Raw genomic sequence first — 25,935 nt, 5'->3', positions numbered from 1 at the left:
GATGGCGGGCGAACGACCCAAAAAGACTGTCGGGCGGCTGAAAAGCCGGCCGCAGTTTCTTGCAGTCCGCGAAGGCGAAAAGCGCAGGGGAAGTCTCTTCCTTATCGAAGTGCTGGACCGCAAGCTCCCCGACGCCGAACCCCGCGTTGGCTTTACCGTCACCAAAAAACATGGCAACGCGGTGGAACGCAACCGTATGCGGCGCAGGCTGAAAGAAGCGGTGCGGCGTCATGCGGGATTTGCAATGCAGCCCGGACACGACTATGTGGTTGTCGCGCGGCGCGATGTGCTGACCGCACCCTTCGAAAAACTGGCGAGCGAACTCGTCGGCCGCATCGAAGCCAGGCCGAAACACCGGCGGCCGGAAACGGACCGCTCCAGGAAAGTATGATGGAAAACAACCGCAATTACTTCATAGCAATTGCCCTGTCTGTGCTGATTGTCCTCGCCTGGCAGTTTTTCTATATGAATCCGCGCCTCGATGCGCAGCGCAAGGCCGAACAGGCCGCAAAGCTGCAGCAGCAGACGCAGCAGGCTCAGACGACCCAGACCCCGGCCGCAGGCGGAGCCGTGACCGGCGCGCCGCCGGCGAATGGCCAGACGGCGCCGACGCCTGTCAATCGCGATCAGGCGCTTGCCGAGACGCCCCGTGTGACGATCGACACCCCGGCACTCGTAGGCTCCATCAACTTGGAAGGTGCTCGCCTCGACGACCTCAGACTCAAGGAATACCGCGAGACCGTCGACAAGAGCAGCCCGATCATCACGCTGTTCAGCCCGGCCAACACGAAAGACGGTTACTTCACGGAACTCGGCTATGTCGGCAACGACGCCACCGGTACGGTTCCCGGTCCCTCGACGATCTGGAAGCTCGCGAGCGGCGACAAGCTGACCGACAAGACCCCGGTGACGCTGAGCTACACCAACGAGAAGGGCCTTACCTTCACGCGGACGATTTCGCTCGACGACCGCTATATGTTCACGATCACCGACAAGGTCGCCAATGCCGGCCAGGCACCGGTGTCACTGTCGAACTACGGTCGCGTCACCCGCTACAACAAGCCGCTGACGCCCAGCACCTATGTGCTGCACGAGGGCTTCCTCGGCGTTTTCGGCGCGCATAGCGGCATTTCGGAAAGCAAGTACGCCGCCGTCGAAAAGGAAAACGTCAGGAACGAGCAAGCGACCGGCGGCTGGCTCGGCATCACCGACAAATACTGGGCGGCCGCCATGGTGCCGCCACAGACGGTGCCGTTCGATTCCAACTTCTCGCATTTCACCGATGGCCAGGCGCGTTTCCAGGCTGACTTCAAGAACACCCCCGTCACCATCGCGCCCGGCCAATCGACCGAGATCAAGACCCTCGTCTTCGCCGGCGCCAAGGAAGTTCCTGTCATCAACGGCTACGAGCGGACCTACTCGATCCCGCTCTTCAACCGCCTGATCGATTGGGGCTGGTTCTGGTTCCTGACGCAGCCGATGTTCCAGCTGATGGACTTCTTCTTCCGCTTCTTCGGCAATTTCGGCGTCGCCATTCTCTGCACCACGATCTTCGTCAAGGCGCTGTTCTTCCCGCTCGCCAGCAAGCAATACGCCTCGATGGCGAACATGAAGCGCATGCAGCCGAAGATGGAAGAGCTGAAGGCCAAGTTCGGCGACGACCGCATGGGCCTGCAGCAGGCGACGATGCAGCTCTACAAGGAAGAGAAGATCAACCCGATCGCCGGCTGCTGGCCGGTGCTCCTGCAGATCCCGATCTTCTTCTCGCTCTACAAGGTGATCTACATCACCATCGAGATGCGCCATGCGCCGTTCTTCGGCTGGATCCAGGACCTTTCCGCTCCCGATCCGACCTCGATCGTCAATCTCTTCGGTCTGCTGCCGTTTACGGCTCCGGCCGTCCTGCATCTCGGCGTCTGGCCGTTGATCATGGGCGTGACCATGTTCCTGCAGATGCGCATGAACCCGACGCCGCCGGACCCGACCCAGGCGATGATCTTCAACTGGATGCCGCTGGTGTTCATGTTCATGCTCTCCAGCTTCCCGGCGGGTCTCGTGATCTACTGGGCCTGGAACAACACGCTGTCGGTCATCCAGCAGTCCATCATCATGAAGCGCCACGGCGTGAAGGTGGAGCTCTTCGACAATCTGAAGGGCCTCTTCAAACGAAAACCGGCGCCATCGAAATGACGATAAAAGCCTCGCTCCGGCGGGGCTTTTCTTTATTCGGCAGCAAGTGCGGCCAATGGGAACTGCCCGCATCGAAGAGGCGTGTAGCACTCCCCAATAGCGGTCATCACAGCGTTGCAATCGAAGCTAAAGCAATGATGGAAAGACCACCCAGAGCAGCCGTGATGCCAAGGGACAATGTGATACCGATATTCTCCATCGCGAAGGCAAGCACGAACGGTGCAAGGGCGGAGAGGACCAACCGCGCCGCGATCATCTTCCCTTGTAGCTTCCCGTAACCCTCGCTCCCGAAGAGATGCAGAGGCAGGGTCCCGGCGACGATGCTCAGGAGGCCGTTACCCATCCCGAAGATCATGGCGAAGATCATGGCACCCGGTATGGATGGAGCCGAAAGGAGAAGCACCAGGACACCGCTCGGAATCAGTGCCGCCGCGATCAGGGCCAGATGGAGTGCCGGCAGGTTCTTGCCGAATACCATGTTGATCAGGCGGCTGCTAACCTGTGACGGACCAAATAGCGCCCCAACAAGGGTGGCGGTTGCGCCAAGCCCAAGGCCTGACAGCAGCGGCACCAGATGCACCAAAACGGCCGAACTGACGAGCGACATCAACGAAAAACCCGTGACCATGATGGCGAAGCCAAGGCGCCGGCGAGCAGGTGATAATATCCCTTCGACGCGCGGAACCGCCGTCGACGCCTTCGCACTGTGGGTGGTTCCTTGACAGGACAGCCACCAATGGATTGGAAGGCAAATAGTAAGGTTGAGCAGTGCGAATACCAGATAGACGTGTTGCCACGTAAGGTGAGCATGCAGCACCGTAGTGATTGGCCAAAAGATCGTCGAGGCAAACCCTGCGATCAGCGTCAGATAAGTGATGCTTCGGGAAGCGACCAGTGGCCGGATTTGTACGAGCAATGCGAAGGCCGCGCCATACTGGACCAGATTGGCCGAAACCTCGACCGCGATGAGTGCGGCGACATAGACTGTCTTGTTCGGCGCAAAGGCGCAGGCGGCCAGTGCGGCAGCCGCTACGAACGAGCCGATCGTCATCACCCGGGCGGCGCCGACCCTATCGAACAGCATACCCAGCCACGGAGCCGTGAGTCCGCCTACCAGAAGCGCGACCGACAGCGCACCGAAGACCCATTCGCTTGACCACGCAAGCTGCGCGGCCATGTCTGGCGCAAGAATGCTGAAGCTGTAGTAGAGGGTGCCGTAACCGATTATCTGTGTCACGCCGAGCGCAACCACCGCAGGAATCGGCACGCGTTCAGACAAGGCGCTTGCCTTCAGCGTCGAGAACCTGCTCGCCGTCTTCCTTGGTAAAGGGGCCCTTGTACGTGTCGGGCAGGATGTCCAAAACGACTTCTGAAGGGCGGGCAAGACGTGTGCCCATGGACGTTATGACGAACGGGCGATTGATTAGAATCGGATCCTTCAGCATGGCATCGAGCAACTGTGCGTCGGTCAGGTCCGGACTATCGAGACCGAGCTCGGCGTATGGCGTGCCCTTCTCGCGGATGGCCTCGCGGACGCTCAAGCCTGCATCCGAAATCATCTTGACCAGCTCATCGCGGGTCGGCGGATTTTTCAGATATTCGATGATCGTCGGCTCGACGCCTGCGTTGCGGATCATCGCTAGCGTGTTGCGAGAAGTGCCGCAGTCGGGATTGTGGTAAATAGTAACGTCAGTGGTCATGGGGCGGGTTCCGTTTCGGTGAGAGTTTGAGCGTTGTGGGCGTCCGTCAGAAGCCAGCTCACAAGCAGCACCGCCAGCAATCCACCCAGGATTTCCGCGATGATAAACCCGGGAAGGTCGATCGGGCGGATGCCTGCAAAGGTATTCGTCAGCGCGCGAGCAATGGCGACGGCCGGATTGGCAAATGAGGTGGAGGCAGTGAACCAGTACGCAGCAGTGATGTAGAGACCGACAAGCCACGCCACGGCTTCGGATCGAAACCGCAGGCCTGCGAGAATGACAAAAACGAGGCCGAAGGTGGCCGTCACTTCGGCCAGCCATTGCGCGCCGCCACTGCGAATGGTTGTCGAAGTCTGCAACAACGACAATTCGAACATGGCATGCACGAGAATCGTCCCGGCAGTACCGCCGACAATCTGGACGACGATATAGGCTAGAGCCGACGTCGCATTTAGTTTGCGGCGTAGAGCGAAGACCAGCGATACGACGGGATTGAAGTGTGCGCCGGAAATCGGCCCGAGAATGGTGATCAGCACAACCAGGATCGCGCCGGTTGCCAGCGTGTTGGCGAGAAGTGCGACCGCCGTATCGCTCGTCAGCTTGCTCGCCATGATGCCTGAACCGACCACCGTCGCGACCAGTACGGCAGTGCCAAGGGCCTCCGCAACGAGGCGCCGTGAGAGCGGAAAGGAATTCATCAGCGAGGGTCCCGGATCGTCATTGATTTTTTTCCGCCCCAGGAGCGCAGCAGGCGGCAGCCTTCGCCGCCGGCGCACAGACTTCTGGATGGCCAGCGCAGCAGTCTTCCATCAAAAACCTCACGAGACCGCCCAAGGCATCGAAATTGGCGGTGTAGATGATCGAACGGGCTTCACGCTGCTGGCTGACAAGACCTGCGCGGTCCAGCTCTTTCAGATGGAAGGAAATATTCGAGGGCGATACTTCAAGCTTTTCCGCAATCGTTCCTGCTGCCATGCCGTCGGGCCCGGCGACAACGAGCATGCGGACGATCTGAAGGCGTGTTTCTTGAGAAAGAGCGCCGAACGAGGCCAGGGCTTGACGTTCATCCATATTTCAATAATCCTTGAAATGTTGAAACAAGGAGTACCTCGGATGAATGCGATCGACAAGACCCTATCTTCAGATATCAGCCTCGGTGTTCTGCTTGAGGCCTTGGCCGCATCACCTACCCTGCCTCTGGCATTTCGCTACGACACTCGGTTGGTAAAGCCGGGCTATCACGTCACCGAAGTTAAGACCGGGCAGTTTTCGGCGCTGGATTGCGGAGCCAACCCAGAAGCGTGGGCGGAAATTTTCGTCCAGCTCTGGGACATCGAAGAGTGCGACCGCACGCACATGCCAGCCGGAAAGTTCGCTGCCATCATCCGTAAAGTTTCCGAGCATGTGCAGCTCGACGGTTCCGCCAAGCTGACCTTCGAAGTAAGCGACGGGGTGCAGCCAATGCAGCTCTACTGCGCATCAACGCCTTTAGTCACCGATGGTGCAGTTTATGTCGAACTCTTTCCCCGCGCGGCTAGCTGCAAGCCGCGTGACCGCTGGCTGGCGGAGCAAGCGCAAGCAGTGGCCTGCTGCGGATCAGCGAATACTGCCAAGTGCTGCGGTTAGCCACTGCGTGACCGCGGGGCTGGCAGCGGTCAACATAGGGTTGGCGTTTGCGCACTAATTCCTGAGGGAAGTGATAGGCCGGGGTGAGCGGAGCGCAACTTCCTACGCCAAGCCCGCATTGAGCCAACGGTGGAATAGGAAGCTCGGAAGACTGAGCCGCACGCGGATCAAAACTTGACTTTCGCGGGTAAAACCCCGAATCCAGTCAGCCAATTGAACCGGAAGACCGCGAGCGCATGGCAGAACAGACGATAAAAGACGAAAAGCCGCTTTTCGGGCGTCCGTGGATATTCATCCGCGGCGTGCCCGCGATGAAATTCCTGCCACCGGAAGGGCCGCTGGAAGTGGCTTTCGCCGGACGCTCGAATGTCGGCAAATCGTCGCTCATCAATGCCCTGGTCGGCCAGAAGGGTTTGGCGCGCACCTCGAATACGCCGGGCCGCACGCAGGAACTCAACTACTTCGTTCCCGACGGCTTTTCCGGCGAGGGTGCCGACCTGCCGCCGATGGCTTTGGTGGACATGCCCGGCTACGGCTATGCCGAGGCGCCGAAGGAGCAGGTGGATGCCTGGACGAAACTGGTTTTCGACTATCTGCGCGGCAGGTCGACGCTGAAGCGCGTCTATGTGCTGATCGACAGCCGTCATGGCATCAAGAAAAACGACGACGAGGTTCTGTCGCTGCTCGACAAGGCGGCTGTTTCCTACCAGATCGTGCTGACCAAGACCGACAAGATCAAGCCGGCGGGCCTGCCGAAGCTGATGGCCGATACGGCTGAAAAGATCCGTAAGCGCCCCGCCGCCTATCCTGGCATTCTCGCCACCTCCTCCGAAAAGAGCGAGGGCCTTGACGAACTGCGTCAGGCGATCGGCCTGACGGTGGGCATCGCCGCCTAAAAATCGCAGACAAAGGGCCCCCGTCCCTGCGCCCAAGGACGGCGGCCATCTTGCCAATGTTCGTTACATTTTCGGCAATAACACCTTGTCTACGACGTGGATCACGCCGTTCGACTGTTTTACGTCGGCAATGGTGATGTGGGCGGTGCCGCCTGCCTCGTCGGTCAGCGTCAGCTTGCCGCCCATCTCCGTGGCCTTGATCGTGCAGCCGCCGACCGTCTTCAGATCGTATTCGCCGCCATTGCCCATCGACATCTTCTTGATGGCGGCGGCCATGTCATCGCCGGCGACGACGTGGCAGGTCAGTATCTTCGCCAGTGTCGCCTTGTTCTCCGGCTTCAGCAGCGTCTCGACGGTGCCGGGCGGCAGCTTCTTGAAGGCTTCGTTGGTGGGCGCGAAGACGGTGAAGGGGCCTTTCCCCTCCAGTGTATCGACGAGGCCGGCCGCCTTGACGGCGGCGACCAGCGTCGTGTGGTCCTTCGAATTTACGGCATTTTCGATGATGTTCTTGTTGGCAAACATCGGCGCGCCGCCAACGGTCGGGTTCTTCGCATAAGCGATGCCGGTCGCGGCCGAAAGCGCTACGGCCACCGCAGCAATGCGGATCACAGTCTTGATCATAGGCTTATCCTCTTCCTCTCTTACCCCGCTCAGGCGGGGTCAGAGCAAGGTACGGCGCTGCGGGAAGAAGAGTTTCAGTCTCGGTTCTTTTTCGAAGGCAAGGTGTCTTCAGGGCTGATGGATCGTGCCGGAGGCTATGACATCGCCGGTGGGCTTGCCGGTCGGCGAACCACCGAAGGGTTCGGCGCTGACGGCGATGATGGCGCCTTCCGTCAGCTTGCCATGAACCTCCGGCGGCAGGACGATCTCGCCCTCGCCGGTCTGCGGCAAGACGCCGAGCGCCTCGGCCGGTTCACTGCCACGGATCAGCCAGAGTTCCAATGACTTTTCCTGGGGCTGGCCGGCCGCGACCGGCGTAACCTTCAGTCGCCCACTGGCAACGTCATAGTCAGCCAACAAATTGATGGCGCTGTTTTGCCCGGCCAGCGAAGCCGTGAGCTGCTTGCCCGGCGACGGTCGCGAAGTATTGTTCGTGATGGTGAAGACCAGAACGCCGGCCGCAAGAAACAATGAACCGAAGGCAACCGAACGCCAGAGCAGCAGCGAATTCCAGAGATTGGCGCCGAAAGCGGCTTCTCCGAAAATGCGCCGCTCGATCTTGGGGAAAACCGAGGCGGCCGGCGCGACTGCATCATAATCATCGTTGAATCCCGAAAGATTCTGCTCCCAACGGCTGACAATGGCGGCGAACTGTCGATCGCTGCGCATGCGCCGCTCCACCTTCTGCCGATCCTCCAATGACAGCACGCCGAGCACATATTCACCAGCTAGGACTTCATCGCGGGAGCGGCCTCCCTTGCTTTGATCGGGCGTACTCATCGGTCCATGCACTCTCTCAGTCTAATCAGGCTTCGGCGCAGCCAGGTACGCATGGTATTCAAAGGCACCGCATATTGCTCGGCGAGTTCCTGGTAGCTCAGGCCCTCGACATAAGCGCTGCGAACAGCCTGAGCTCGATCAGCTTCCAACTCTTCCATGCACCTGTCAATCCGCCTTCCCTCACCCTTCACCATCGCCTGCTCTTCGGGGCCTGGTTCGGTATCGGCAAGATCATAGGCCGTATCAATTTCGTCGGCGACAGGTTTTCGGGCGCGAATGGCGTCGATCGATTGATTGCGCGCAATTGTCGTCAACCATGGCATGGCCGGCCCCTCCGAGGCGATAAAACGCTCGGCCCGCTGCCAGATTTTCACGTAGACTTCCTGCAAAATTTCCTCAGCATCCGTTCTGTTGCCGAGGATACGCAGGCAGACGGCATAGAGTTTCGGACTGGTCTTTTTGTAGAGCGTTCCAAAGGCTTTCTGGTCACGCATCGCGACCCTGCCGATGAGCGCCTCTATCTCCTCACTCGCCATCCGATCCCCCGATCGCGGCTTTCCTATGGTTAACTTAAGGGAAAAGCGTCCGACGGCAAGTTCACTCAATGGACGAAACATGGCGGAGGCGATGTGACGCAGGAAAAACTAATCCAGTCATCATTATTCCCTCCGTCAAAAACTTGCGATAAAAGGCCGCGAACAATTCCACGGGGTGCCCCATGTCCGAATCCCAAAGCGAACTCCAAGCCAGCCTGCTGGCTCAGGCCCTGCCCTACATGCAGCGTTATGAAAACAAGACCATCGTGGTGAAATACGGTGGCCATGCGATGGGCAATGCCGAGCTTGGCAGGGCGTTTGCGGCCGATATCGCTCTATTGAAGCAGTCCGGCGTCAACCCGATCGTTGTCCATGGCGGCGGGCCGCAGATCGGCTCCATGCTGACGAAGATGGGCATCGAATCGAAATTCGAAGGCGGCCTGCGCGTGACCGACGCCAAGACCGTCGAGATCGTCGAAATGGTGCTTGCCGGCTCGATCAACAAGGAAATCGTCGCGCTGATCAACCAGACCGGCGAATGGGCGATCGGCCTTTGTGGCAAGGACGGTAACATGGTCTTCGCCGAAAAGGCGCATAAGACCATCAAGGACCCGGATTCCAACATCGAGCGCGTGCTCGATCTCGGTTTCGTCGGTGAAGTGGTAGAGGTCGACCGTACGCTGCTCGACCTTCTGGCAAAGTCGGAAATGATCCCGGTCATCGCTCCGGTCGCTCCCGGCCGCGATGGCGCCACCTATAATATCAATGCCGACACCTTCGCCGGCGCTATCGCCGGCGCACTCAGCGCCACTCGCCTGCTCTTCCTCACCGACGTTCCGGGCGTGCTCGACAAGCAGGGCCAGTTGATCAAGGAACTCTCCGTTGCCCAGGCGCACGCGCTGATCGCGGACGGCACGATTTCCGGCGGCATGATCCCGAAGGTCGAGACCTGCATCGATGCCATCAGGGCCGGTGTCCAGGGCGTGGTCATCCTCAACGGCAAGACCGCGCATTCCGTGCTGCTCGAAATCTTCACCGAACACGGCGCCGGCACGCTGATCGTCCCTTAAGAAAAACACGCCCTCTCCAAGCCGGGAAAGGGCGCGGTTCTCTCATTTGTCGGCAATTGCGCGTTCAACCGAAATCGGTCGAACGCGTGAGGCTTTCCCAAGCGGTGATCTCCTCGCCGAGCGCTGCGATTTTTCCACGCACCAGATTCAGGGCGTCCGTTCCGAGCAAGAGATGGACCGGCGGCTCGTCTGACGCCACCAACGCCAATATGGCCGCAGCAGCCTTACGGGGGTCGCCGGCCTGGTTGCCGCTCTTTTCTTCCCGTGCCTTGCGGATGGGGTCGAACAGCGCGTCATAGTCGGCAATGCTGCGGCCGGTGCGAACCATGGAGCGACCGGCCCAGTCGGTGCGGAATGAGCCCGGCGCAACGGCTGTGACCTTGATGCCGAAATCCTTCACTTCCTTTGCCAATACTTCGCTGATGCCTTCGAGGGCGAATTTGCTGCCGCAGTAATAGGCGATGCCGGGCATGGTGATGAAACCGCCCATCGACGTGATGTTGATGATGTGGCCGGCGCGGCGGCGGCGCATGAAGGGCAGCACTGCCTTGGTCATCGCCACGGCACCGAAGACGTTGACATCGAATTGGCGGCGCATCTCGTCGAACGGCGACTCCTCCAATGTGCCTTCGTGACCATAGCCGGCATTGTTGATCAACACGTCGATTGGGCCAAGGACCGCTTCGATGCGCGCAACGGCAGGCTCGATGGCGGCAAAATCGGTCACATCCAGAAGGACCGCCTTGGCGCGGCCCGGCGCCATGGCATCGAACTGCTCTTGGCCGGAAGCAATGCGGACCGTGCCGACAACACGGTGTCCTTCGGCAAGGGCGGCCTCGGCGAAGGCGCGACCGAAGCCGGAACTGACGCCGGTGATCAAGAAAAGTTTGCTGTCTTTCGAATTCATGGGGAAGCTCCTTGCTGTCAGCGGGCTCGACGCTCGGTCAAGCGGCCGCTTGCTGCCTATGTGGATGCGGCAGGACTGACAGTCCAATATATTGCAGTGGCTTTGTTCATATCCTAAAGGTATCTCTTGCCAATCAGTTTGGGGGGAAGAGATGGAGCTGCGCCATATCAAATATTTCCTCGCAGTCGCCGAAGAACTGAATTTCACCCGCGCGGCCCGACGCGTCGGCATCGGCCAGCCACCGCTCAGCAATCAGATCCGCGATCTGGAAGAGGAGATCGGCGCGCGGTTGTTTCGCCGTCTGTCGCACGGCGCCGAATTGACCGAGGCGGGGCAGGTTTTCCTGCCGGAAGCGCGCGCGATCATGGCTAGGGCCGAGCACGCGAAAGCCTTGGCGTTGCGGGCGGCGCGCGGAGAACTCGGGCGGCTACGGCTGGGCTTTACTGGTTCGGCCGCTTTCAGCCCGATCGTGCCGTCGGCGGTGCGCAGCTTCCGCCGCGCCTACCCGGAAATCGATCTGACGTTGCAGGAAGCCTATACGACCCTGCTGCTGGAACGGCTTGATGCCGAGGAACTGGATGCGGTCTTCATCCGGCCCGGTCGGGCTGACCCGCCCGGTTTCCGAACGCATTCGCTCGGTGAAGAAGCCATGGTCATCGCGCTTCCCTCCGGCCATCCTCTTGCCGATGCCGCCGCCTTGCCTCTGTCGGCTCTTTCGGCCGAACCTTTCGTGCTCTTTCCGCGCGAGGCCGGTCCCAGCCTGTTCGATGGAATCATCGCTGCCTGCCGGCATGCGGGTTTCGAACCAATCCTCGGGCAGATCGCACCACAGATCACCTCGCTCGCCAATCTCGTCGCGGTCGAGCTCGGCGTTTCGGTCGTACCATCAGCGGTCGCGCAAATCCGAGTGCCGGGTGTCACCTACATACCGATCAGCGGCGACGGCCCGGTGGCGCGGTTGGCGCTCGCAACGCGCCGTGACGAGCGCTCCGCCGTCGTTCAGAATTTTGTCGCGCGCGTGCTTGCAGACAAAAACAGCCAGGGATGATCAGGTCTGTTGATAAAGTCCCTCAGCCTCGCTCTTCAGCATTCCCATCACTGTCCTATAGGGCGCAGGGCCATAGCTGATACGGCTGACGCCGAGCCTCGCCATCGTGACATTGTCGGGCGTCGTCGGACGCACCATGATGTTGACCGGCAAAGAAGAGCGATCGCAGACGGCTTCGATCAGCTCCGCATCGACAAGGCCCGGTGCGAAAAAGCCGCTGGCGCCGGCTTCGGCAAAGGCATCGGCGCGGCGGTAGGCCTCGTCCAGCAGGATCTGATGATGGGCCGTATCGCTTTCCTGAAGGAAAAGATCGGTGCGGGCATTGATGAACAGCGGCATTTCCCGGCGCTCGGCCATCTCCCGGATGGCGCGAATGCGGGCTGCTTGCGTCTCAATCGGGTGAACGCCACGGCCGCCAACCACCTGATCCTCGAAGTTGATGCCGATGGCACCGTGGTCCATGATCTTTTCCACATTGGCGGCGACGGCATCCGGCTCTACCGCATAGCCGCCTTCGAAATCGACGGAGACCGGCAGATGGCTCGTCACTGAAATCAGACGCGTGATGACCGCCAGCAACGACAGCGGTATCGCCTCACCATCGCTGAAACCATTGGCCGCGGCGACCGACCAGCTTCCGGTAGCCAGCGCTTTGGCCCCGGCTTCAGTGACCACCTTGGCCGAGCCGGCGTCCCAGATATTGAAGAGGATGAGCGGGTCGCCCTTCCGATGCAACTTGGCGAACGCCTCTGCCTTTTCCACCTGACTCATCTTATCCCCCTCCGCAAACCCGACCGTTCTGGCCCTTGCATTCGAAGAGGCTCGGGCTCCTCCTCCATCGGGCAAATAGCGCGCAACCCCAGAAATCAATCAGTAAAACCATAGCCTGCGTTGGAATTCCCGGCAATATCTGCGACATTTCTCACATGCGCCGCTAGCATATTTCCCTTTTCTTCGCGTGAGGCTGCATGTCATAAGAGCGCCATGACCCAGACAAAAACGCTGCCTCGCCCTGCCGATTTTTCCGATATCCGCGACTGGGTGTTCGATCTCGACAATACGCTCTATCCGCATCACATCGATCTCTTCTCGCAGATCGACAAGAACATGACGGCCTATGTTTCGGCCCTTCTGCAAATGGAGCGGGACGAGGCGCGGAAGCTGCAGAAACAATACTATCTAAACCACGGCACGACATTGCAGGGGCTGATGCTTCATCATCACATCGACCCCAACGATTTCCTGGAGAAGGCGCATGCGATCGATTATTCGGTGCTGACGCCGCAGCCGGAGCTCGCCGCCGCCATCGAGGCGCTGCCGGGACGCAAGTTCATCTTCACCAACGGCAGCGTCAAGCATGCACAGGCCGCCGCCGGTGCGCTCGGTATCCTCAATAACTTCGACGATATCTTCGACATCGTCGCGGCCGATTACGTGCCGAAGCCGGCAGGCAGCACCTACGACAAATTCATGAGCCTCAACCGGGTGGACACAAGGCGAGCGGCGATGTTCGAGGATCTGCCGCGCAATCTCTCCGTGCCGAAAGCACTTGGCATGAAGACCGTCCTTCTCGTGCCGCAGAATCTCGAAGGCATCGTCGTCGAATGGTGGGAAAGGGTGAGCGGCAAGGACGATCATATCGACTACGTGACCGACGATCTCACGGCCTTTCTCGAAGCCCTGATTTAACCGTTTCTTAAGGTCGGATTACCAAAGTTTCATCCGCCTTACGGATGTTTAATTGGTCGTTTTTTCCCTTCAGCCGTATCGTTTGACCATCCTTCAGCACGAAAGGAAATACAAACGATGTACACGAAAAAACTTCTTCTAGCAGCACTTTCAGCAACTCTTTTGGTCGGCGCTGCCGCCCAGGCAAGCTTTGCCGCCCCGCAGGGCAACGATGGCATGGGTGGCCCCGGCGGCCGTTGGCATCGCCCTCACTTTTCACCCGAAGTCGCCTATGTGCGGATGCTCAAGCAATTCGACACCAATGGCGACATGAAGATTACCAAGGACGAGCTCAAGGCCGGCGTCGACAAAATCTTTGACCAGATCGACACCAACAAGGACGGCCAGATCACCCCGGCTGAAATCAAGGCCTATCGCCAGGAGCGCATCAAGGAATGGCGTGCGGAACGCGCCAAGGCCAAGGGCGACGACAATAAAACCGATCAGGCCCAGGCCGGTGACAACAAGGGTGACAATAACGACGACAGGAGCGAGCATCGCCGCCACGATCCCCGCACCCACTTTGTCCGCGAGGCTGCCCTGATCCGTGGCATGCTCATGTTCCATCGCATCGACACCGACGGCAATGGGCAGATCAGCAAGCAGGAAGCCGAGGACGCCGCCAACAAGTTCTTCGACCGCATGGATCGCAACCATGACGGCGTGATCTCGCTGGACGACATGCCGAACCGCCCGCTGCTCTAAATTCGATTGCGCAGGATCTTGTCCGAAAGCGCATCACGCCTTGGGGGATCACGCCGCCCTAGATGATCCTCCCAAGACGAAAAGGCCCGCCTCACAGATGCGGGCCTTTTCACCTTCAGTGCCCGTTATCGTGCTCGTAGAAATCCGCGACGATCTTCCAGGCTTCGTCAGCGGTATCGACGAAGCTGATCAGCTTGACGTCATCGGGCGCAATGGTGCCGAATTCGGCGAGCGCATCGAAATTGATGATATCGCGCCAGAATTTTTCGCCGAACAGGATCAGCGGCAAGCGTTCCATGCGGCCGGTCTGGATCAAAGTCAGGCATTCGAACAGCTCGTCGAGCGTGCCGAAACCACCCGGAAATACCGCGATTGCCTTGGCGCGCACCATGAAATGCATCTTGCGGATCGCGAAATAATGGAAATTGAAGCTGAGCTCCGGCGTAACGTAGACATTCGGTGCCTGCTCGTGCGGCAGTACGATGTTGAGGCCGATGGAGGGAGCGCCCTCTTCCGAGGCACCGCGATTGCCCGCTTCCATGACGCCGGGGCCGCCGCCGGTGACCACGACATATTCATGGAAATCGAAGCCGGCGGAATAGCGCGCGCAAAGCCGGGCGAACTTGCGGGCTTCCTCGTAATAGACGGATGCCGCCTCGAGATTTGCGCGCTGCACGTCGTTGCGCGCCGCCCAGGCGCTGGTACCGGGCGCGGGAATACGCGCGCCGCCGAACATGACCACCGTCGATTTGATGCCGCGTTCGGTGAGCGACATCTCGGTTTTCAACAATTCGAGCTGCAGCCGGATCGGCCGCAGTTCCTCGCGGCAGAGAAACTCCTCGTCGGCATAGGCGAGCCGATAGGAAGGCGACATGGATTGCGGCGTCTTCGGTACGGATTCGGCCCGCTTCTTGTCGGCTGAGCTCGTCTTCAAGGGATCCCATACGCCATCCTTGCGCCTCAACCTGCCGTTCTTCGCCTTGCTCATCTACTCAAGCCTTTCAAATCGATCATGACTGGTTATTCCCGCCCTCTGACAGGAATGACCAAGCTTTTGCATATGCACTACAACGCCTTGAATCCAAGCTCAATCGGCGCGGAAAAGACATTCCATTTTCGAACTCCATGCTATAGGACCAATCGACTGCTTCCGGACCCCTTTCCGGAAATCACGATAGGCACTGACGTTTTAAGGAATTCTCATGAGCGCTACCGATCTCGTCTCTCTCGAAAAGACCCTTGAGGCTGCCTTCGAAAATCGCGATAACGTGAACACATCGACGCGAGGCGAAGTTCGCGACGCCGTCGAGATGGCGCTGGAGCTGCTCGATAGCGGCAAGGTCCGTGTTGCCGAACGTGGTTCCGACGGCAATTGGACGGTCAATCAGTGGCTCAAGAAAGCGGTGCTGCTCTCTTTCCGGCTGAACGACATGCAGGTCGTCGACGGCGGCCCGGGCGGCTCGGCCTGGTGGGACAAGGTACCGTCGAAATTCGAAGGCTGGGGCGAGAACCGCTTCCGCGAGGCTGGTTTCCGCGCCGTACCGAATGCCGTCGTCCGCCGCTCGGCCTATATCGCGCCAAACGCCATCCTGATGCCCTCTTTCGTCAATCTTGGCGCCTATGTCGGCGAAGGCACCATGGTCGACACCTGGGCGACCGTCGGCTCCTGCGCACAGATCGGTAAGCATGTTCATCTGTCGGGTGGCGTCGGCATCGGCGGCGTTCTGGAGCCGATGCAGGCCGGTCCGACCATCATCGAGGATAACTGCTTCATCGGCGCGCGCTCGGAGGTGGTCGAAGGCTGCATCGTCCGCGAAGGCTCCGTGCTCGGCATGGGCGTCTTCATCGGCAAGTCGACCAAGATTGTCGATCGCGCCACCGGCGAGATTACCTATGGCGAAGTGCCGCCCTACTCCGTCGTCGTCGCCGGCGCTCTGCCGAGCGGCAACACGATGGCGAACGGGCAGCCGGCCCCCAGCCTTTATTGCGCGGTGATCGTGAAGCGCGTCGACGAAAAGACCCGCTCGAAGACCGGCATCAACGAGTTGCTGCGCGACTGATTGCAATTTTTGGAAGCGCGGTTCCCATATCGCGCTTCCCTCATGCTTGCCGGGTGAGCATGCGTGTGCGATTGCTGAATCGCCGCAAAGATTTTCGACTCATCGCCGATCCTTTGCCATCGCTTTGCCATTTCCCGCCGGATAAGTTGCCTCCGATGACCGTTACCGATCCCGTCACCAATCTGCAGACCCTCATTCGCTGCGCGTCTGTCACACCTGCTGAAGGCGGTGCACTGACCGCGCTTGCCGACATGTTGTTGCCGCTGGGCTTCAAGGTCGAGCGCATGACGGCAAGCGAGCTGGGCACACCCGATATCGAGAACCTTTATGCCCGCCTCGGCACCGACGGGCCGCATCTGATGTTTGCCGGCCACACGGACGTCGTTCCGGTTGGTGATGCGGCCTCCTGGAGCCATCCACCCTTTGCCGCCGAGATCGCCGGTGGGAAGCTCTTCGGCCGCGGCGCGGTCGACATGAAGGGTGGCATCGCCTGTTTTGCCGCCGCAGTCGCCCGCCATATCGAGAAGCATGGTGCTCCTGCCGGCTCCATCTCCTTCCTGATCACTGGCGACGAAGAAGGCCCGGCCATTAACGGCACGGTCAAACTGCTGCAATGGGCGGCCGAGCGGGGCGAGCGATGGGATGCCTCGGTCGTCGGCGAGCCGACCAATCCGGACCAACTCGGCGACATGATCAAGATCGGCCGGCGCGGCTCGATATCCGGTTTCATCACGGTTCATGGCGTGCAGGGTCATGCCGCCTATCCGCATCTCGCCGACAATCCGGTGCGCAGCATCGTCAAGCTCACCGAGGCTTTGCTCGATCCGCCTTTCGACACTGGCACCGACAACTTCCAGCCGTCGAACCTCGAAGTGACGACGATCGATGTCGGCAACGCAGCGACAAACGTCATTCCGGCCAAGGCGACGGCCGCCTTCAACATTCGTTTCAACGACACGTGGACCGCCGAGACGCTGAAGGCGGAAATTCTCGCCCGCCTCGATGGCGCTGCCGCGGACCAAACGCTTCGACTAGGTCGTGAGCCGACTAAATATGACATTGTCTGGTCAGAACGCCCGAGCCAGGTCTTCCTGACGCGCAACAACGCGCTGATCGCCTCCCTATCCTCGGCGATCGAAAACGTCACCGGCCGCATGCCGAAACTTTCGACCACCGGCGGCACCTCTGATGCACGCTACATCAAGGATTATTGCCCTGTCGTGGAGTTCGGCCTTGTCGGCCAGACCATGCACATGGTGGACGAGCGGGTGGCGCTATCGGATCTCGAAACCCTGACCGAGATCTACGAGACCTTCATCCAGCGCTGGTTTACGAATGCCGACCTTTAGGGAAGTCCAATATTATCTGGCGGGTTTATGGCTGCTGATCCGCATGGATGCGCGCGGCTTCCAATATCTCGACATATCAGATCGTGGCATGCTGCGATCCTTCTGGGCGATACTCTGGAGTCTGCCATCGATCGGCATTTCGTGGCTCTGGTGGCAGCAGGCCTATCTCACCGCCATGCCGCCGGAAACCTCGACAGGCATGGCCTTTTTCTTTCGCCTCGCATTGGTCGAGGCGGCAAGCTGGCTCGTGCCGCTGATACTTGCCGGCGTGTTGCTAATGATCTTTCGCTTCGGCGACAAATTCGCGCCTATCGTTGTGGTAGTCAACTGGCTCGGCCTGCCGACCTCCTATCTCAACTCCTTGCTGATCGCATTGCTCGCCTTCGTTCCCGGCTCCAGCGGGCTGGCGGCCATCCTGTGGCTAGCATTGATGATGGCGATCATCTTCTCGCTGGCGCGCATTCTCAGGATGATCTGCGGTACGCATCCGCTTTTTGTCGGCGCACTGACGCTGGTGCTGCTGATCCCGACCATGCTGCTGACGGATTTTCTGCAACGCTTCCTCGGCGTCTATCCGCCCGGCTAAGGCATGTCCGCAACTGCTTGAGAACCGCGATGCGATTCAGGAATCGTCGGACTCTTCGTCGAGAAGCGGCGGCACCGAGCCGGACGGATCGCGATAATCCACCTGCATGAAATAAAGCCCATCCGGCGGCGCGACCGGGCCGCAAGCCTTGCGGTCTCGTGCTTCCAATGCGGCACGCACATCGTCCACGGTCCACTTGCCCTCGCCCGCAAGCTTCAGTGTGCCGGCGAAGGAGCGAATCTGGTTGTGTAGGAAGCTTTGTGCCGTGGCGCGGATTTCGATCAGCTCGCCATTGCGGGTCACATCCAGCCGGTCGAGCGTGCGGACCGGGCTGTTTGCCTGGCAATGCGCCGAGCGGAAGGTGGTGAAATCATGCCGCCCGACCAGCGTCTGCGCCGCCGCATGCATGACCTCGTGGTCCATATCCTTCGGCACCCACCAGGCACGCCCGGCCTCGAGCGCCAGCGGCGCCCGGCGCGCGATGATCCGGTAGAGATAATACCGGCGGATCGCCGAGAAACGGGCGTCGAAGCTCCCATCGACCTGCTCGACATCGAGAATGGCGACACGCTCGCCGGCCATCCTCAGATGAGCATTCAGCGCATTGCGCAGCGTATGCAGCTTCCATTCCTTGGAAAGATCGGCATGCGCAACCTGGCCCATGGCATGTACGCCGGAATCGGTGCGTCCCGCGCCACGAATGGAGACCTTCTCGCCCGTCAGAGACAGGATGGCGCCTTCGATCGCGCCCTGTACCGACGGACCGTTGTCCTGACGCTGCCAACCGACATAGGGGATGCCGTCATATTCGACGGTCATGCGGTAACGCGGCATCAGGCTGGTCCCGTCCCCAACATCGTGCCCGGTGCAATCGGCGTGCCGCGCAAGAAATCGGCCGCAGCCAGCGGCTTGCCGCCGGCCTTCTGCAGCTTCGTCAGCCGGACCGCACCGGTGCCGCAGGCAATGACCAGATCATCCGCCAGCACACGGCCGGCAGGGCCATCGCCTTCGGCCACTTCAGAGCCCAGCACCTTGATACGTTCAGGCCGGCCGGCGACCTCGGCCTCGAACCAAGCACCGGGGAACGAGGAGAGGCCGCGAATATGATTGTGAACATCGGCAGCCGGCTGCCTGAAATCGATGCGCGTCTCGCCCTTATCGATCTTGGCGGCATAGAGGACACCCTCGGCAGGCTGTTCGGTCAGCGGCAGTTCGTCATGCTCCAGCTTGTTCATCGCCTCGACCATCGCCTTGGCGCCAACCAGCATCAGCCTGTCGTGCAGCTCGCCAGCGGTCATCGTGTCACCGATCTCGACTTCCCGCGCCAGTGCGACCGGGCCGGTATCGAGACCCTTGTCCATCTTCATCACCATCATGCCGGTTTTCTTGTCGCCCGCCATGATCGCCCGCTGAATGGGCGCGGCACCCCGCCAGCGTGGCAGCAGCGAGGCATGGCCGTTATAGCAGCCGAACCGGGTGCCCGTGAGGATCGCCTCCGGCAGCAGCAGGCCATAGGCGACAACGACGGCGACATCGGCATCCAACTCGCGAAAACGATGACGCTCTTCCGGATCCTTGAAATTGACCGGTGTGAAGACCGGCAGGCCGAGCAACTCCGCTGCCTGATGCACCGGTGATTTCTGCAGGTCGAGCCCACGCCGACCACCTGGGCGCGGCGGCTGCGTATAAACGGCGCGAATCCTGTGCCCGGCATCGACCAGCGACCGCAAAGTCGGAACAGAAAATTCAGGCGTTCCCATGAAAATGATGCTTAGCGACATGCGATCCGTCCGGCTAAGAGATATCTATTTTGGCATCATCATGTCCAAAAACCGCTTCGCAGTTTTTGGGATCATGCACTAGCCGCCTTCAAACGGGTTTACGAGCTTAAGATCAACCCCCTCGAAATCTTTTGTGTTCCGCGTCGCCAACGTCGCGCCGTGTCCGAGGCAGATGGCGGCGATCATGGCGTCCTGGACGGAAATCTGGTGCCCGGTTCTCTCGCGTCGCGCCCGGATGCGGCCGGTTTCGATGGCCGATTGATGATCGAAGCGCAGTATCCTGCCGCGGAAAGAAACGAGTTGCTCGTTGAACATTTGAATGTAGCGGTATGATCTCGTCCGCAGGAAGAAACGCTCCGCCCCGTAAGATTGCTCCATCACCACGATATCACAGAGATAGAGGTTCATGATCGGCTGCGTCTGAAACCATGCTTCGACCTTGCGGTCGGCAACAGGCTTCGTCAATTCGGATAGGATATTCGTATCGAGGAGAATCACTCGAAATCCTCAACCGGTCGGCCGAAATCCTTTTTCCGCTCCACTTCAATTTCGTCCATGATGCGCCGATATTCTTCAGCAGCAGTGGCGTCCCCAGTATAGAGGATGGGACGCAAAACATCCCAAGCGGACAATCCGCTCCGGCCGGCGTTAACATCCTCCGCCACTAGCGCCGCCCGCAAAAGCTCCTTTGCTTCGTCGGAGAGGCTGCGGCCAGACTGTTTTGCCCGCTCTGCGAGATCTTGCTTCATGGCATCTGGAATATCGCGAATCAAAAGGTCGCTCATTCAGCACCTCCAATTGATATCACTGATATCATAGGTTTGCCGAGTTGGTTTTTCAACCTTCCCTCAGAGCGCCTTTGCCCTCGCCGCCTTGGTGAACTTCTTGATCACCATGTCGCGTTTCAGACGCGAGATATGGTCGATGAACAGCACGCCGTTCAGGTGGTCGATCTCGTGTTGCAGGCAGGTGGCGAGCAAACCGTCGGCTTCAACGATCTGTTCCTTACCGTCGCGATCGATATGCCTGACGGTGACGCGGGCCGGACGCTCGACTTCGGCATAGTAGTCCGGAATGGAGAGGCAGCCTTCTTCATAAACCGAACGATCGTCCGACGAGGTGACGATTTCGGGATTGATGAAGACCAGCGGCTGCTTATCCTCGCCTTCGCGCGACACATCGATCACCAGCATACGGCGGGGAACGCCGATCTGAATGGCGGCGAGACCGATGCCCGGCGCGTCATACATGGTTGCCAGCATATCTTCGGCAAGGCGTTGAACTTCGGTATCGACGCGCTCGATCGGCGCGGAGGCCTGGCGGAGCAGCGGATCGGGCAAAATGATGAGTGGCTTGATCGTCATGAAGTTTCCCATAACGCATCTTGTTGTGCGATGGAATTATTTAGATGGCGGTTGAAGGGTGTTTTTTCAACGCTTGCGACTTCAGGTCGGCAAAGGCTTCGTGAAATTTTGTTCACGTTTTGATCTAGATATTCTCCGCTTTTTTGTTATGGTGCGACACGAGTTTCACGAGTATCCGATATCATGACCTTTATCCTCTTGGGCCAAGAGATTCCTGTAGTCCCGGTTCTGGCCGGCCTTGTCATCGTGCTTCTGATCGCCGTCATCGTCCTTGTCATCAACGGCAGAGGGCGGCGGTCGGAGGAGGATTTGCTGCGGGCCGAGGATGCCGAACAAAGCATGGCGGCGCTCCTCAGGGCGCAGGCCGAGATGCAGGGCCGGCTTTCCACCATAGCCGAGGTGTTCGGCTCGCGGCAGGCGGAGTTCAACCATGCCATCAACCAGCGGCTCGACGGCATGTCGCAGCGGGTGACGGCGACGATCGGCGAGCAGACGCGTTCGACCCATGAGAACCTGCGCCGCCTGCAAGAGCGGCTTGCCGTGATCGACGCCGCGCAGACCAATATCCAGTCGCTGGCAAAGGACGTCGTCGGTCTGCAGGCGATTCTCTCCAACAAGCAGACGCGCGGTGCCTTCGGTCAGGCGCGCATGGAGACGATCATCGCCGATGGATTGCCTATGGGCGCCTATGCCTTCCAGACGACACTGTCCAATGGTTCGCGGCCCGACTGCACCGTGCGTATGCCGAACGGCTCGCCGCCGCTTGTTATCGATGCCAAATTTCCGTTGGAAGCCTGGAACGCTATCCGCAAGGCCGCGGCAGCAAACCCGGAGCAGGGCAAGCTCGCCGCGCAGCAGTTCCGCCGGGATCTCGAAGTGCATATCCGTGATGTCGCAGAGAAATATCTCCTTCAGGGAGAGACGCAGGATACGGCGTTCCTATTCGTCCCCTCCGAATCGATTTTTGCGGAAATCCACGAGAATTTCGAAGCGATCGTGCAGAAAGCGCAGCGTTCACGCGTCGTCATTGTCTCGCCATCACTGCTGATGCTGTCGATCCAGGTAATCCAGGCGGTATTGAAGGACCAACGCATGCGCGAGCAAGCGCATGTGATCCAGGGTGAAGTCGCGCATCTGATGGACGATCTGTCCCGCCTCGACGAGCGGGTGCGAAAGCTGCAGGGGCATTTCGCCCTGGCGCAGAAGGATGTCGACATGATCGTCACTTCCGCCGACAAGCTGGCACGTCGCGGCGAGAGGATAGAAGCACTGGAATTCGAAGCCGCCGGCGAGCCGGCGAAGGCGATCACCGAGGACCGGCCGAAACCGATCGACAACCGCACCGGCCAGCTCAAGCTCAGGGTGGTTGACGAGGACTGATCGCTTCGGGCAGTGTCGCGCCAAATCAATGCATGATCTTAAGACCCGCAAAGTGCCTTTGCGTCGGATCACATGAGATCAACAAGCAGGGCGGGACATCTCATGATTACCATTTTCGGCTCCATCAATATGGACCTCATCGCCACCACCGACCGTCTGCCGAAGCCGGGCGAGACGGTAGCTGGCAACGGTTTTTCCACTGCCGCCGGCGGCAAGGGCGCCAATCAGGCATTGGCAGCGCGGCGCGCGGGCTCGACGGTGCGCTTGACCGGCGCTGTCGGCAATGACGGTTTCGCCGAGCCTGCGCTTGCCCTGCTCGATGCGGCCGGCACGGATCTCTCCACCGTCAGCCATGTTTCCGAACCGACCGGTACGGCGCTCATCCTCGTCGGAGGCGACGGCGAGAACATGATTGCCGTCGTGCCCGGCGCCAACGGCACGATGACGGCCAAGGACGCAACGGCCGCGGTCGACGCGCTGAGCCCAAACGATACGCTCATGCTGCAATTCGAAATTCCGGTTGCGGCCGTCGAGACGGCGCTTGCGGCGGCAAAGGCCAAGGGCGTTCGCACAATCCTCAATCTCGCGCCGCTCATTCCCGATGCCGCGCGGCTCGGCCGCCTTGCCGATATCGTCATCGCCAACGAGACGGAATTCGAGAGGCTGGCGGGTCAGGACAATATGTCGGCCAGTGATCGCGAGGCGGCGCTCGTCCGCCTGCATGCGGAAACGGGGCAGACGCTGATCGTCACGCTTGGCGGCGATGGTGTCGTCGCCATCCGCAATGGTGAATTGTCGCGCGCCAAGGGCCTTGTCATCGAACCGGTCGATACCGTCGGCGCCGGCGATACCTTCTGCGGCTATCTGGCCGCCAGCCTCGACCAGGGTCTCGACTTTCACGCAGCGCTGCGCCGTGCCGCCGTCGCCGGTTCGCTGGCTTGCCTAAAGCCAGGCGCGCAACCGTCTATCCCAGTCGCGAGCGATGTCGCTGCGCATCTTTGAGACTGCCATTCCTAGCCGTGGAAATTTAATTAAATTTTTCCGCTTCATGATCATTCTCCTCAAGTCTGCCGTAGTTTGCGGTCTCGCGGCGGCAGGCGCTTTCGCGGCGGCCCCATGACGGTGCCATCCTGTGCCGACCTTGCATCCGGATAATGTGCATCCGACGCATCGTTCTCTCGAGGAAATGATGTCCATCTTTCGTATGAAGTCGCTTGCGGCCAAGCTCATCGTGGTCACTGGGCTGGCGATCGCGCTCGTCCTGTTCGTGTCCAACTTCCTGCTGATCGCCCAGACCCGTGATCGCGTGCAGACGTTGACGATGGATCAGGCCAATAGCGAGGCCAAATCCATCTCCAACGAAGTCGCCGCCAATATCGGCGAGCTCGCCAGCGCTGCCCGCTCCATGGCCGCCATCATCGGCCGCGGCCACGAGGGCCACACCTTCGATCGCAAGGGCATCATCAATATCCTCAAGGCCAATGTCGAGCAGAACGCCTTCGCCTTCGGCAGCTGGTTCTGCGAACAACTCGGCACCTTCGACGGCAAGACGACCGAACTTGCCAACAACAAGGACCAAGGCGTCAACGATAAGGGCGCGTTTACACCCTATTGGTCAAAGACCAAGGATGGCGGCATTCAGTTCTCCACCTTCGATAACGACTACACCGCCGCATGGTGGAAGCTTGCAGCCACCAGCGGCAAGGGCTCCATCACACCGCCATACATGGCCGAAGGTACCGATGTTCCGACAACCATGAGCTCGATTGCCTATCCGGTCATGTCCGGCGGCAAATTGATCGGTGTATCCGGCGTCGACATCTCGCTCGCCTCGCTTTCCGTCAAGTTGCAAAATCTGCATCCTTTCGGCTCCGGCCGCGTCCTCCTGCTTTCCCAGGACAACAAGTGGCTGGTGGCGCCGAACAAGGACCTGCTGATGAAGGACTATAGCGGCGACGGCGCCGACGTCATCAAGGCAGCATTGACCTCGTCGACGGCGGGGCTGGTGAAGAACATTACCGATGGCGGCCAGGAAGAATTCGACCGCGTGGTCTATCCCTTCGCCGTCCCGGGGCTGAACGCCACCTGGGTCGTCCTCGTCGACGTGCCGCATAGCGCCATTGCAGCGCCGGTGCGCGACCAGACCTACATGATGATCATCGGCGGCATCCTCGTGCTCGCTGCCGTCATGCTGGCGCTCTATGCCGCGGTACGCACTTTCGTGCAGAAGCCGCTCGGCGGATTGGTCGCCAGCGTCAATGGTCTCAGCGCCGGCAACTATGCTGAGCCCGTCGAAGGCCAGGCGCGCGCCGACGAAATCGGCTCGGTCGCCAAGGCACTCGAAGGCTTCCGCTTCGCCCTTGCCGACACCAAGAGATTGGAAGTCGAAGCCAACGACCAGCGCCGTGCCGCCGAAGGCGAGCGCTCCCGCTCGGAAGCGGAGCGCGGCGAAACCGTGGCCCTGCAGCGGCGCATCGTCACCATTCTCGGCCAGAGCCTGGCCGAGCTTTCCAGGGGCAATCTCGGACACCGCATCGCGGAGGAGTTCCCCGGCGAATACGCCCAGCTGAAGCAGGACTTCAATGCGGCGCTCGTCAGCCTGGAAGAGACGGTTCACACGATGAACCTCAGTGTCGGCAATATCGGCAGCGGCACCAGCGAGATCAGCAATAGTGCTTCCGACCTTGCCCGCCGCACCGAGCAGCAGGCGGCAAGCCTGGAAGAAACCGCGGCTGCGCTCAACCAGCTGACGGCTCAGGTCAACTCCAGCGCCGAAAACGCCCGCACGGCCGCTAGCAGCGTCAGCGCGGCGTCCGAGGACGCCGGGCGCTCCGGTGAGATCGTGCAGAAGGCGATCGCCTCCATGCATGGCATCGAGCAATCCTCGCAGGAGGTTTCGCGCATCATCGGCGTCATCGATGAGATCGCCTTCCAGACCAACCTTCTCGCCCTGAACGCCGGCGTCGAAGCGGCCCGCGCCGGTGAAGCCGGCAAGGGCTTTGCCGTCGTGGCGCAGGAAGTGCGTGAGTTGGCTCAGCGTTCCGCCAATGCCGCCAAGGAGATCAAGACCCTGATCAACACCTCGGCCGGCCAGGTCAAGGAAGGCGTCGATCTCGTCGGCCGCACCGGCAATGCACTGCACAAAATCGCCGAGCAGGTGATGGAGATCAACGGCCTCATCCGCCAGATCTCGGCTTCCGCCAGCGAACAGGCGATCGGCCTGAAGGAAATCAACTCGGCCATGAACCAGATGGATCAGGTGACGCAGCAGAACGCCGCAATGGTGGAAGAGACCACCGCCGCCAGCGTGACGCTGAACGACGAGGCCCAGACGCTGAAGGCTCTTGTCTCTCGCTTCCGTACATCGCATGGCGGCCAGGACAGTGTCTCGGCATTGCGCGCCGCCGCCCAGCAAATGCGCGCGCCGGTGCCCGCTCGCCGCGCCGCGCCTGCCGCCGCACCGGTTCGCAAACCGCGGCCGCAAACGCAGGGCGCGAATGCGCTGGCGCAGGATGAATGGGAAGAATTCTGAGCGGCGTATTGCAGACGCAAAGGCCGCCGGAGCGATC

At 60.3% G+C, this 25,935-nt stretch carries 29 protein-coding genes; 14 read left to right on the top strand and 15 right to left on the bottom strand.

The features are described 5' to 3' along the window. Position 1: 1 nt before the first annotated feature. Together rnpA and yidC are read left to right on the top strand one after the other, a co-directional pair. A complete protein-coding gene (gene rnpA, locus PY649_RS09480) occupies positions 2–391 on the top strand; it encodes a ribonuclease P protein component (RefSeq protein WP_285868175.1) in 390 nt (129 codons plus the stop codon). Then, complete coding sequence (gene yidC / locus PY649_RS09475) at positions 391–2,190, top strand: membrane protein insertase YidC (RefSeq protein ID WP_285868042.1); 1,800 nt, start codon at positions 391–393, stop codon at positions 2,188–2,190. The genes rnpA and yidC overlap by 1 nt, the downstream gene beginning before the upstream one ends. Positions 2,191–2,296: 106 nt before the next feature. Here yidC and arsK read toward each other — a convergent pair whose 3' ends face one another. From arsK to PY649_RS09455, 4 genes are read right to left on the bottom strand one after another with little or no spacing between them, the layout of a single operon-like run. Beyond that, positions 2,297–3,469 carry an arsenite efflux MFS transporter ArsK gene (arsK, locus tag PY649_RS09470; RefSeq protein WP_285868041.1) on the bottom strand — a complete coding sequence of 391 codons (1,173 nt, stop codon included), beginning with the start codon at positions 3,467–3,469 and terminating at the stop codon, positions 2,297–2,299. Next, on the bottom strand, positions 3,462–3,890 hold the full coding sequence (gene arsC, locus PY649_RS09465; protein WP_285868040.1) for an arsenate reductase (glutaredoxin): 429 nt from the start codon (positions 3,888–3,890) through the stop codon (positions 3,462–3,464). Before arsC ends, arsK begins: the two co-directional genes overlap by 8 nt. After that, on the bottom strand, positions 3,887–4,588 hold the full coding sequence (locus PY649_RS09460; RefSeq protein ID WP_285868039.1) for an aquaporin: 702 nt from the start codon (positions 4,586–4,588) through the stop codon (positions 3,887–3,889). The genes arsC and PY649_RS09460 overlap by 4 nt, the downstream gene beginning before the upstream one ends. 19 nt (positions 4,589–4,607) lie before the next feature. Further along, a complete protein-coding gene (locus PY649_RS09455) occupies positions 4,608–4,961 on the bottom strand; it encodes an ArsR/SmtB family transcription factor (RefSeq protein ID WP_285868038.1) in 354 nt (117 codons plus the stop codon). A gap of 42 nt (positions 4,962–5,003) precedes the next feature. Here PY649_RS09455 and PY649_RS09450 point away from each other — a divergent pair, with 42 nt between their 5' ends. Both PY649_RS09450 and yihA read left to right on the top strand, forming a co-directional pair. Next, positions 5,004–5,516 (top strand): DUF6428 family protein, encoded by a 513-nt coding sequence (locus PY649_RS09450; RefSeq protein WP_285868037.1) that lies wholly within the window; start codon positions 5,004–5,006, stop codon positions 5,514–5,516. Between the two features lie 236 nt (positions 5,517–5,752). After that, a complete protein-coding gene (gene yihA, locus PY649_RS09445; RefSeq protein ID WP_285868036.1) occupies positions 5,753–6,412 on the top strand; it encodes a ribosome biogenesis GTP-binding protein YihA/YsxC in 660 nt (219 codons plus the stop codon). A 63-nt stretch (positions 6,413–6,475) separates the two neighbouring features. Here the strand turns inward: yihA and PY649_RS09440 are convergent, their stop codons facing one another. The 3 genes from PY649_RS09440 to PY649_RS09430 all read right to left on the bottom strand — a co-directional run bounded on the left by PY649_RS09440 (position 6,476) and on the right by PY649_RS09430 (position 8,388). Continuing rightward, on the bottom strand, positions 6,476–7,033 hold the full coding sequence (locus PY649_RS09440; RefSeq protein WP_285868035.1) for a fasciclin domain-containing protein: 558 nt from the start codon (positions 7,031–7,033) through the stop codon (positions 6,476–6,478). Positions 7,034–7,141: 108 nt separating this feature from the next. Continuing rightward, the gene (locus PY649_RS09435) at positions 7,142–7,852 is read right to left on the bottom strand and encodes an anti-sigma factor (RefSeq protein WP_285868034.1); all 711 of its coding nucleotides are present in this window, start codon (positions 7,850–7,852) and stop codon (positions 7,142–7,144) included. Continuing rightward, positions 7,849–8,388: a sigma-70 family RNA polymerase sigma factor gene (locus PY649_RS09430; protein ID WP_285868174.1), complete on the bottom strand. Its 540-nt coding sequence runs from the start codon at positions 8,386–8,388 to the stop codon at positions 7,849–7,851. The genes PY649_RS09435 and PY649_RS09430 overlap by 4 nt, the downstream gene beginning before the upstream one ends. Before the next feature lie 182 nt (positions 8,389–8,570). Here PY649_RS09430 and argB point away from each other — a divergent pair, with 182 nt between their 5' ends. Further along, the gene (gene argB, locus PY649_RS09425) at positions 8,571–9,458 is read left to right on the top strand and encodes an acetylglutamate kinase (RefSeq protein WP_285868033.1); all 888 of its coding nucleotides are present in this window, start codon (positions 8,571–8,573) and stop codon (positions 9,456–9,458) included. A gap of 64 nt (positions 9,459–9,522) precedes the next feature. Here the strand turns inward: argB and PY649_RS09420 are convergent, their stop codons facing one another. Continuing rightward, positions 9,523–10,365 (bottom strand): oxidoreductase, encoded by an 843-nt coding sequence (locus PY649_RS09420; RefSeq protein WP_285868032.1) that lies wholly within the window; start codon positions 10,363–10,365, stop codon positions 9,523–9,525. Between the two features lie 151 nt (positions 10,366–10,516). On the opposite strand from PY649_RS09420, the gene PY649_RS09415 reads away from it, so the two are divergent. Further along, entirely contained in the window at positions 10,517–11,413 is an 897-nt protein-coding gene (locus PY649_RS09415; protein ID WP_285868031.1) for a LysR family transcriptional regulator, read from the top strand. Here PY649_RS09415 and PY649_RS09410 read toward each other — a convergent pair whose 3' ends face one another. Beyond that, positions 11,414–12,184, bottom strand: coding sequence for an isocitrate lyase/PEP mutase family protein (locus PY649_RS09410; protein WP_285868030.1), 771 nt, complete (start codon positions 12,182–12,184; stop codon positions 11,414–11,416). Positions 12,185–12,397: 213 nt separating this feature from the next. On the opposite strand from PY649_RS09410, the gene PY649_RS09405 reads away from it, so the two are divergent. Then, positions 12,398–13,102 carry a pyrimidine 5'-nucleotidase gene (locus tag PY649_RS09405; protein ID WP_285868029.1) on the top strand — a complete coding sequence of 235 codons (705 nt, stop codon included), beginning with the start codon at positions 12,398–12,400 and terminating at the stop codon, positions 13,100–13,102. Between the two features lie 117 nt (positions 13,103–13,219). Next, complete coding sequence (locus PY649_RS09400) at positions 13,220–13,846, top strand: calcium-binding protein (protein WP_285868027.1); 627 nt, start codon at positions 13,220–13,222, stop codon at positions 13,844–13,846. A gap of 115 nt (positions 13,847–13,961) precedes the next feature. Here the strand turns inward: PY649_RS09400 and PY649_RS09395 are convergent, their stop codons facing one another. Then, complete coding sequence (locus PY649_RS09395; RefSeq protein WP_285868026.1) at positions 13,962–14,834, bottom strand: LOG family protein; 873 nt, start codon at positions 14,832–14,834, stop codon at positions 13,962–13,964. A gap of 214 nt (positions 14,835–15,048) precedes the next feature. Between PY649_RS09395 and dapD the strand changes: the two genes are divergently transcribed. From dapD to PY649_RS09380, 3 genes are all read left to right on the top strand, one after another. Continuing rightward, positions 15,049–15,906 carry a 2,3,4,5-tetrahydropyridine-2,6-dicarboxylate N-succinyltransferase gene (dapD, locus tag PY649_RS09390; RefSeq protein ID WP_285868025.1) on the top strand — a complete coding sequence of 286 codons (858 nt, stop codon included), beginning with the start codon at positions 15,049–15,051 and terminating at the stop codon, positions 15,904–15,906. 155 nt (positions 15,907–16,061) lie between these two features. Beyond that, on the top strand, positions 16,062–17,255 hold the full coding sequence (dapE, locus tag PY649_RS09385; RefSeq protein ID WP_285868024.1) for a succinyl-diaminopimelate desuccinylase: 1,194 nt from the start codon (positions 16,062–16,064) through the stop codon (positions 17,253–17,255). Continuing rightward, positions 17,242–17,841: a hypothetical protein gene (locus PY649_RS09380; protein ID WP_285868023.1), complete on the top strand. Its 600-nt coding sequence runs from the start codon at positions 17,242–17,244 to the stop codon at positions 17,839–17,841. The genes dapE and PY649_RS09380 overlap by 14 nt, the downstream gene beginning before the upstream one ends. Positions 17,842–17,877: 36 nt before the next feature. Here PY649_RS09380 and truA read toward each other — a convergent pair whose 3' ends face one another. The 5 genes from truA to def all read right to left on the bottom strand — a co-directional run bounded on the left by truA (position 17,878) and on the right by def (position 20,986). Beyond that, positions 17,878–18,675 (bottom strand): tRNA pseudouridine(38-40) synthase TruA, encoded by a 798-nt coding sequence (gene truA, locus PY649_RS09375; RefSeq protein ID WP_285868022.1) that lies wholly within the window; start codon positions 18,673–18,675, stop codon positions 17,878–17,880. Beyond that, positions 18,675–19,622: a methionyl-tRNA formyltransferase gene (gene fmt, locus PY649_RS09370; RefSeq protein ID WP_285868021.1), complete on the bottom strand. Its 948-nt coding sequence runs from the start codon at positions 19,620–19,622 to the stop codon at positions 18,675–18,677. Before fmt ends, truA begins: the two co-directional genes overlap by 1 nt. A gap of 78 nt (positions 19,623–19,700) precedes the next feature. Beyond that, positions 19,701–20,120 (bottom strand): type II toxin-antitoxin system VapC family toxin, encoded by a 420-nt coding sequence (locus PY649_RS09365; RefSeq protein WP_285868020.1) that lies wholly within the window; start codon positions 20,118–20,120, stop codon positions 19,701–19,703. Continuing rightward, entirely contained in the window at positions 20,117–20,407 is a 291-nt protein-coding gene (locus tag PY649_RS09360) for a FitA-like ribbon-helix-helix domain-containing protein (RefSeq protein ID WP_285868019.1), read from the bottom strand. The genes PY649_RS09365 and PY649_RS09360 overlap by 4 nt, the downstream gene beginning before the upstream one ends. A gap of 63 nt (positions 20,408–20,470) precedes the next feature. Beyond that, positions 20,471–20,986: a peptide deformylase gene (def, locus tag PY649_RS09355; protein ID WP_285868018.1), complete on the bottom strand. Its 516-nt coding sequence runs from the start codon at positions 20,984–20,986 to the stop codon at positions 20,471–20,473. Positions 20,987–21,169: 183 nt separating this feature from the next. Here def and PY649_RS09350 point away from each other — a divergent pair, with 183 nt between their 5' ends. From PY649_RS09350 to PY649_RS09340, 3 genes are all read left to right on the top strand, one after another. Next, positions 21,170–22,366, top strand: a complete 1,197-nt coding sequence (locus tag PY649_RS09350; RefSeq protein WP_285868017.1) for a DNA recombination protein RmuC — start codon at positions 21,170–21,172, stop codon at positions 22,364–22,366. 102 nt (positions 22,367–22,468) lie between these two features. Then, complete coding sequence (locus tag PY649_RS09345) at positions 22,469–23,368, top strand: ribokinase (protein WP_285868016.1); 900 nt, start codon at positions 22,469–22,471, stop codon at positions 23,366–23,368. Positions 23,369–23,555: 187 nt separating this feature from the next. Next, complete coding sequence (locus PY649_RS09340) at positions 23,556–25,898, top strand: methyl-accepting chemotaxis protein (RefSeq protein WP_285868015.1); 2,343 nt, start codon at positions 23,556–23,558, stop codon at positions 25,896–25,898. Positions 25,899–25,935: the final 37 nt, after the last annotated feature.

It is taken from the genome of Rhizobium mayense (assembly GCF_030272705.1).
Lineage (GTDB): Bacteria > Pseudomonadota > Alphaproteobacteria > Rhizobiales > Rhizobiaceae > Rhizobium > Rhizobium mayense.
This window is presented reverse-complemented; position numbering and strand designations above follow the sequence as displayed.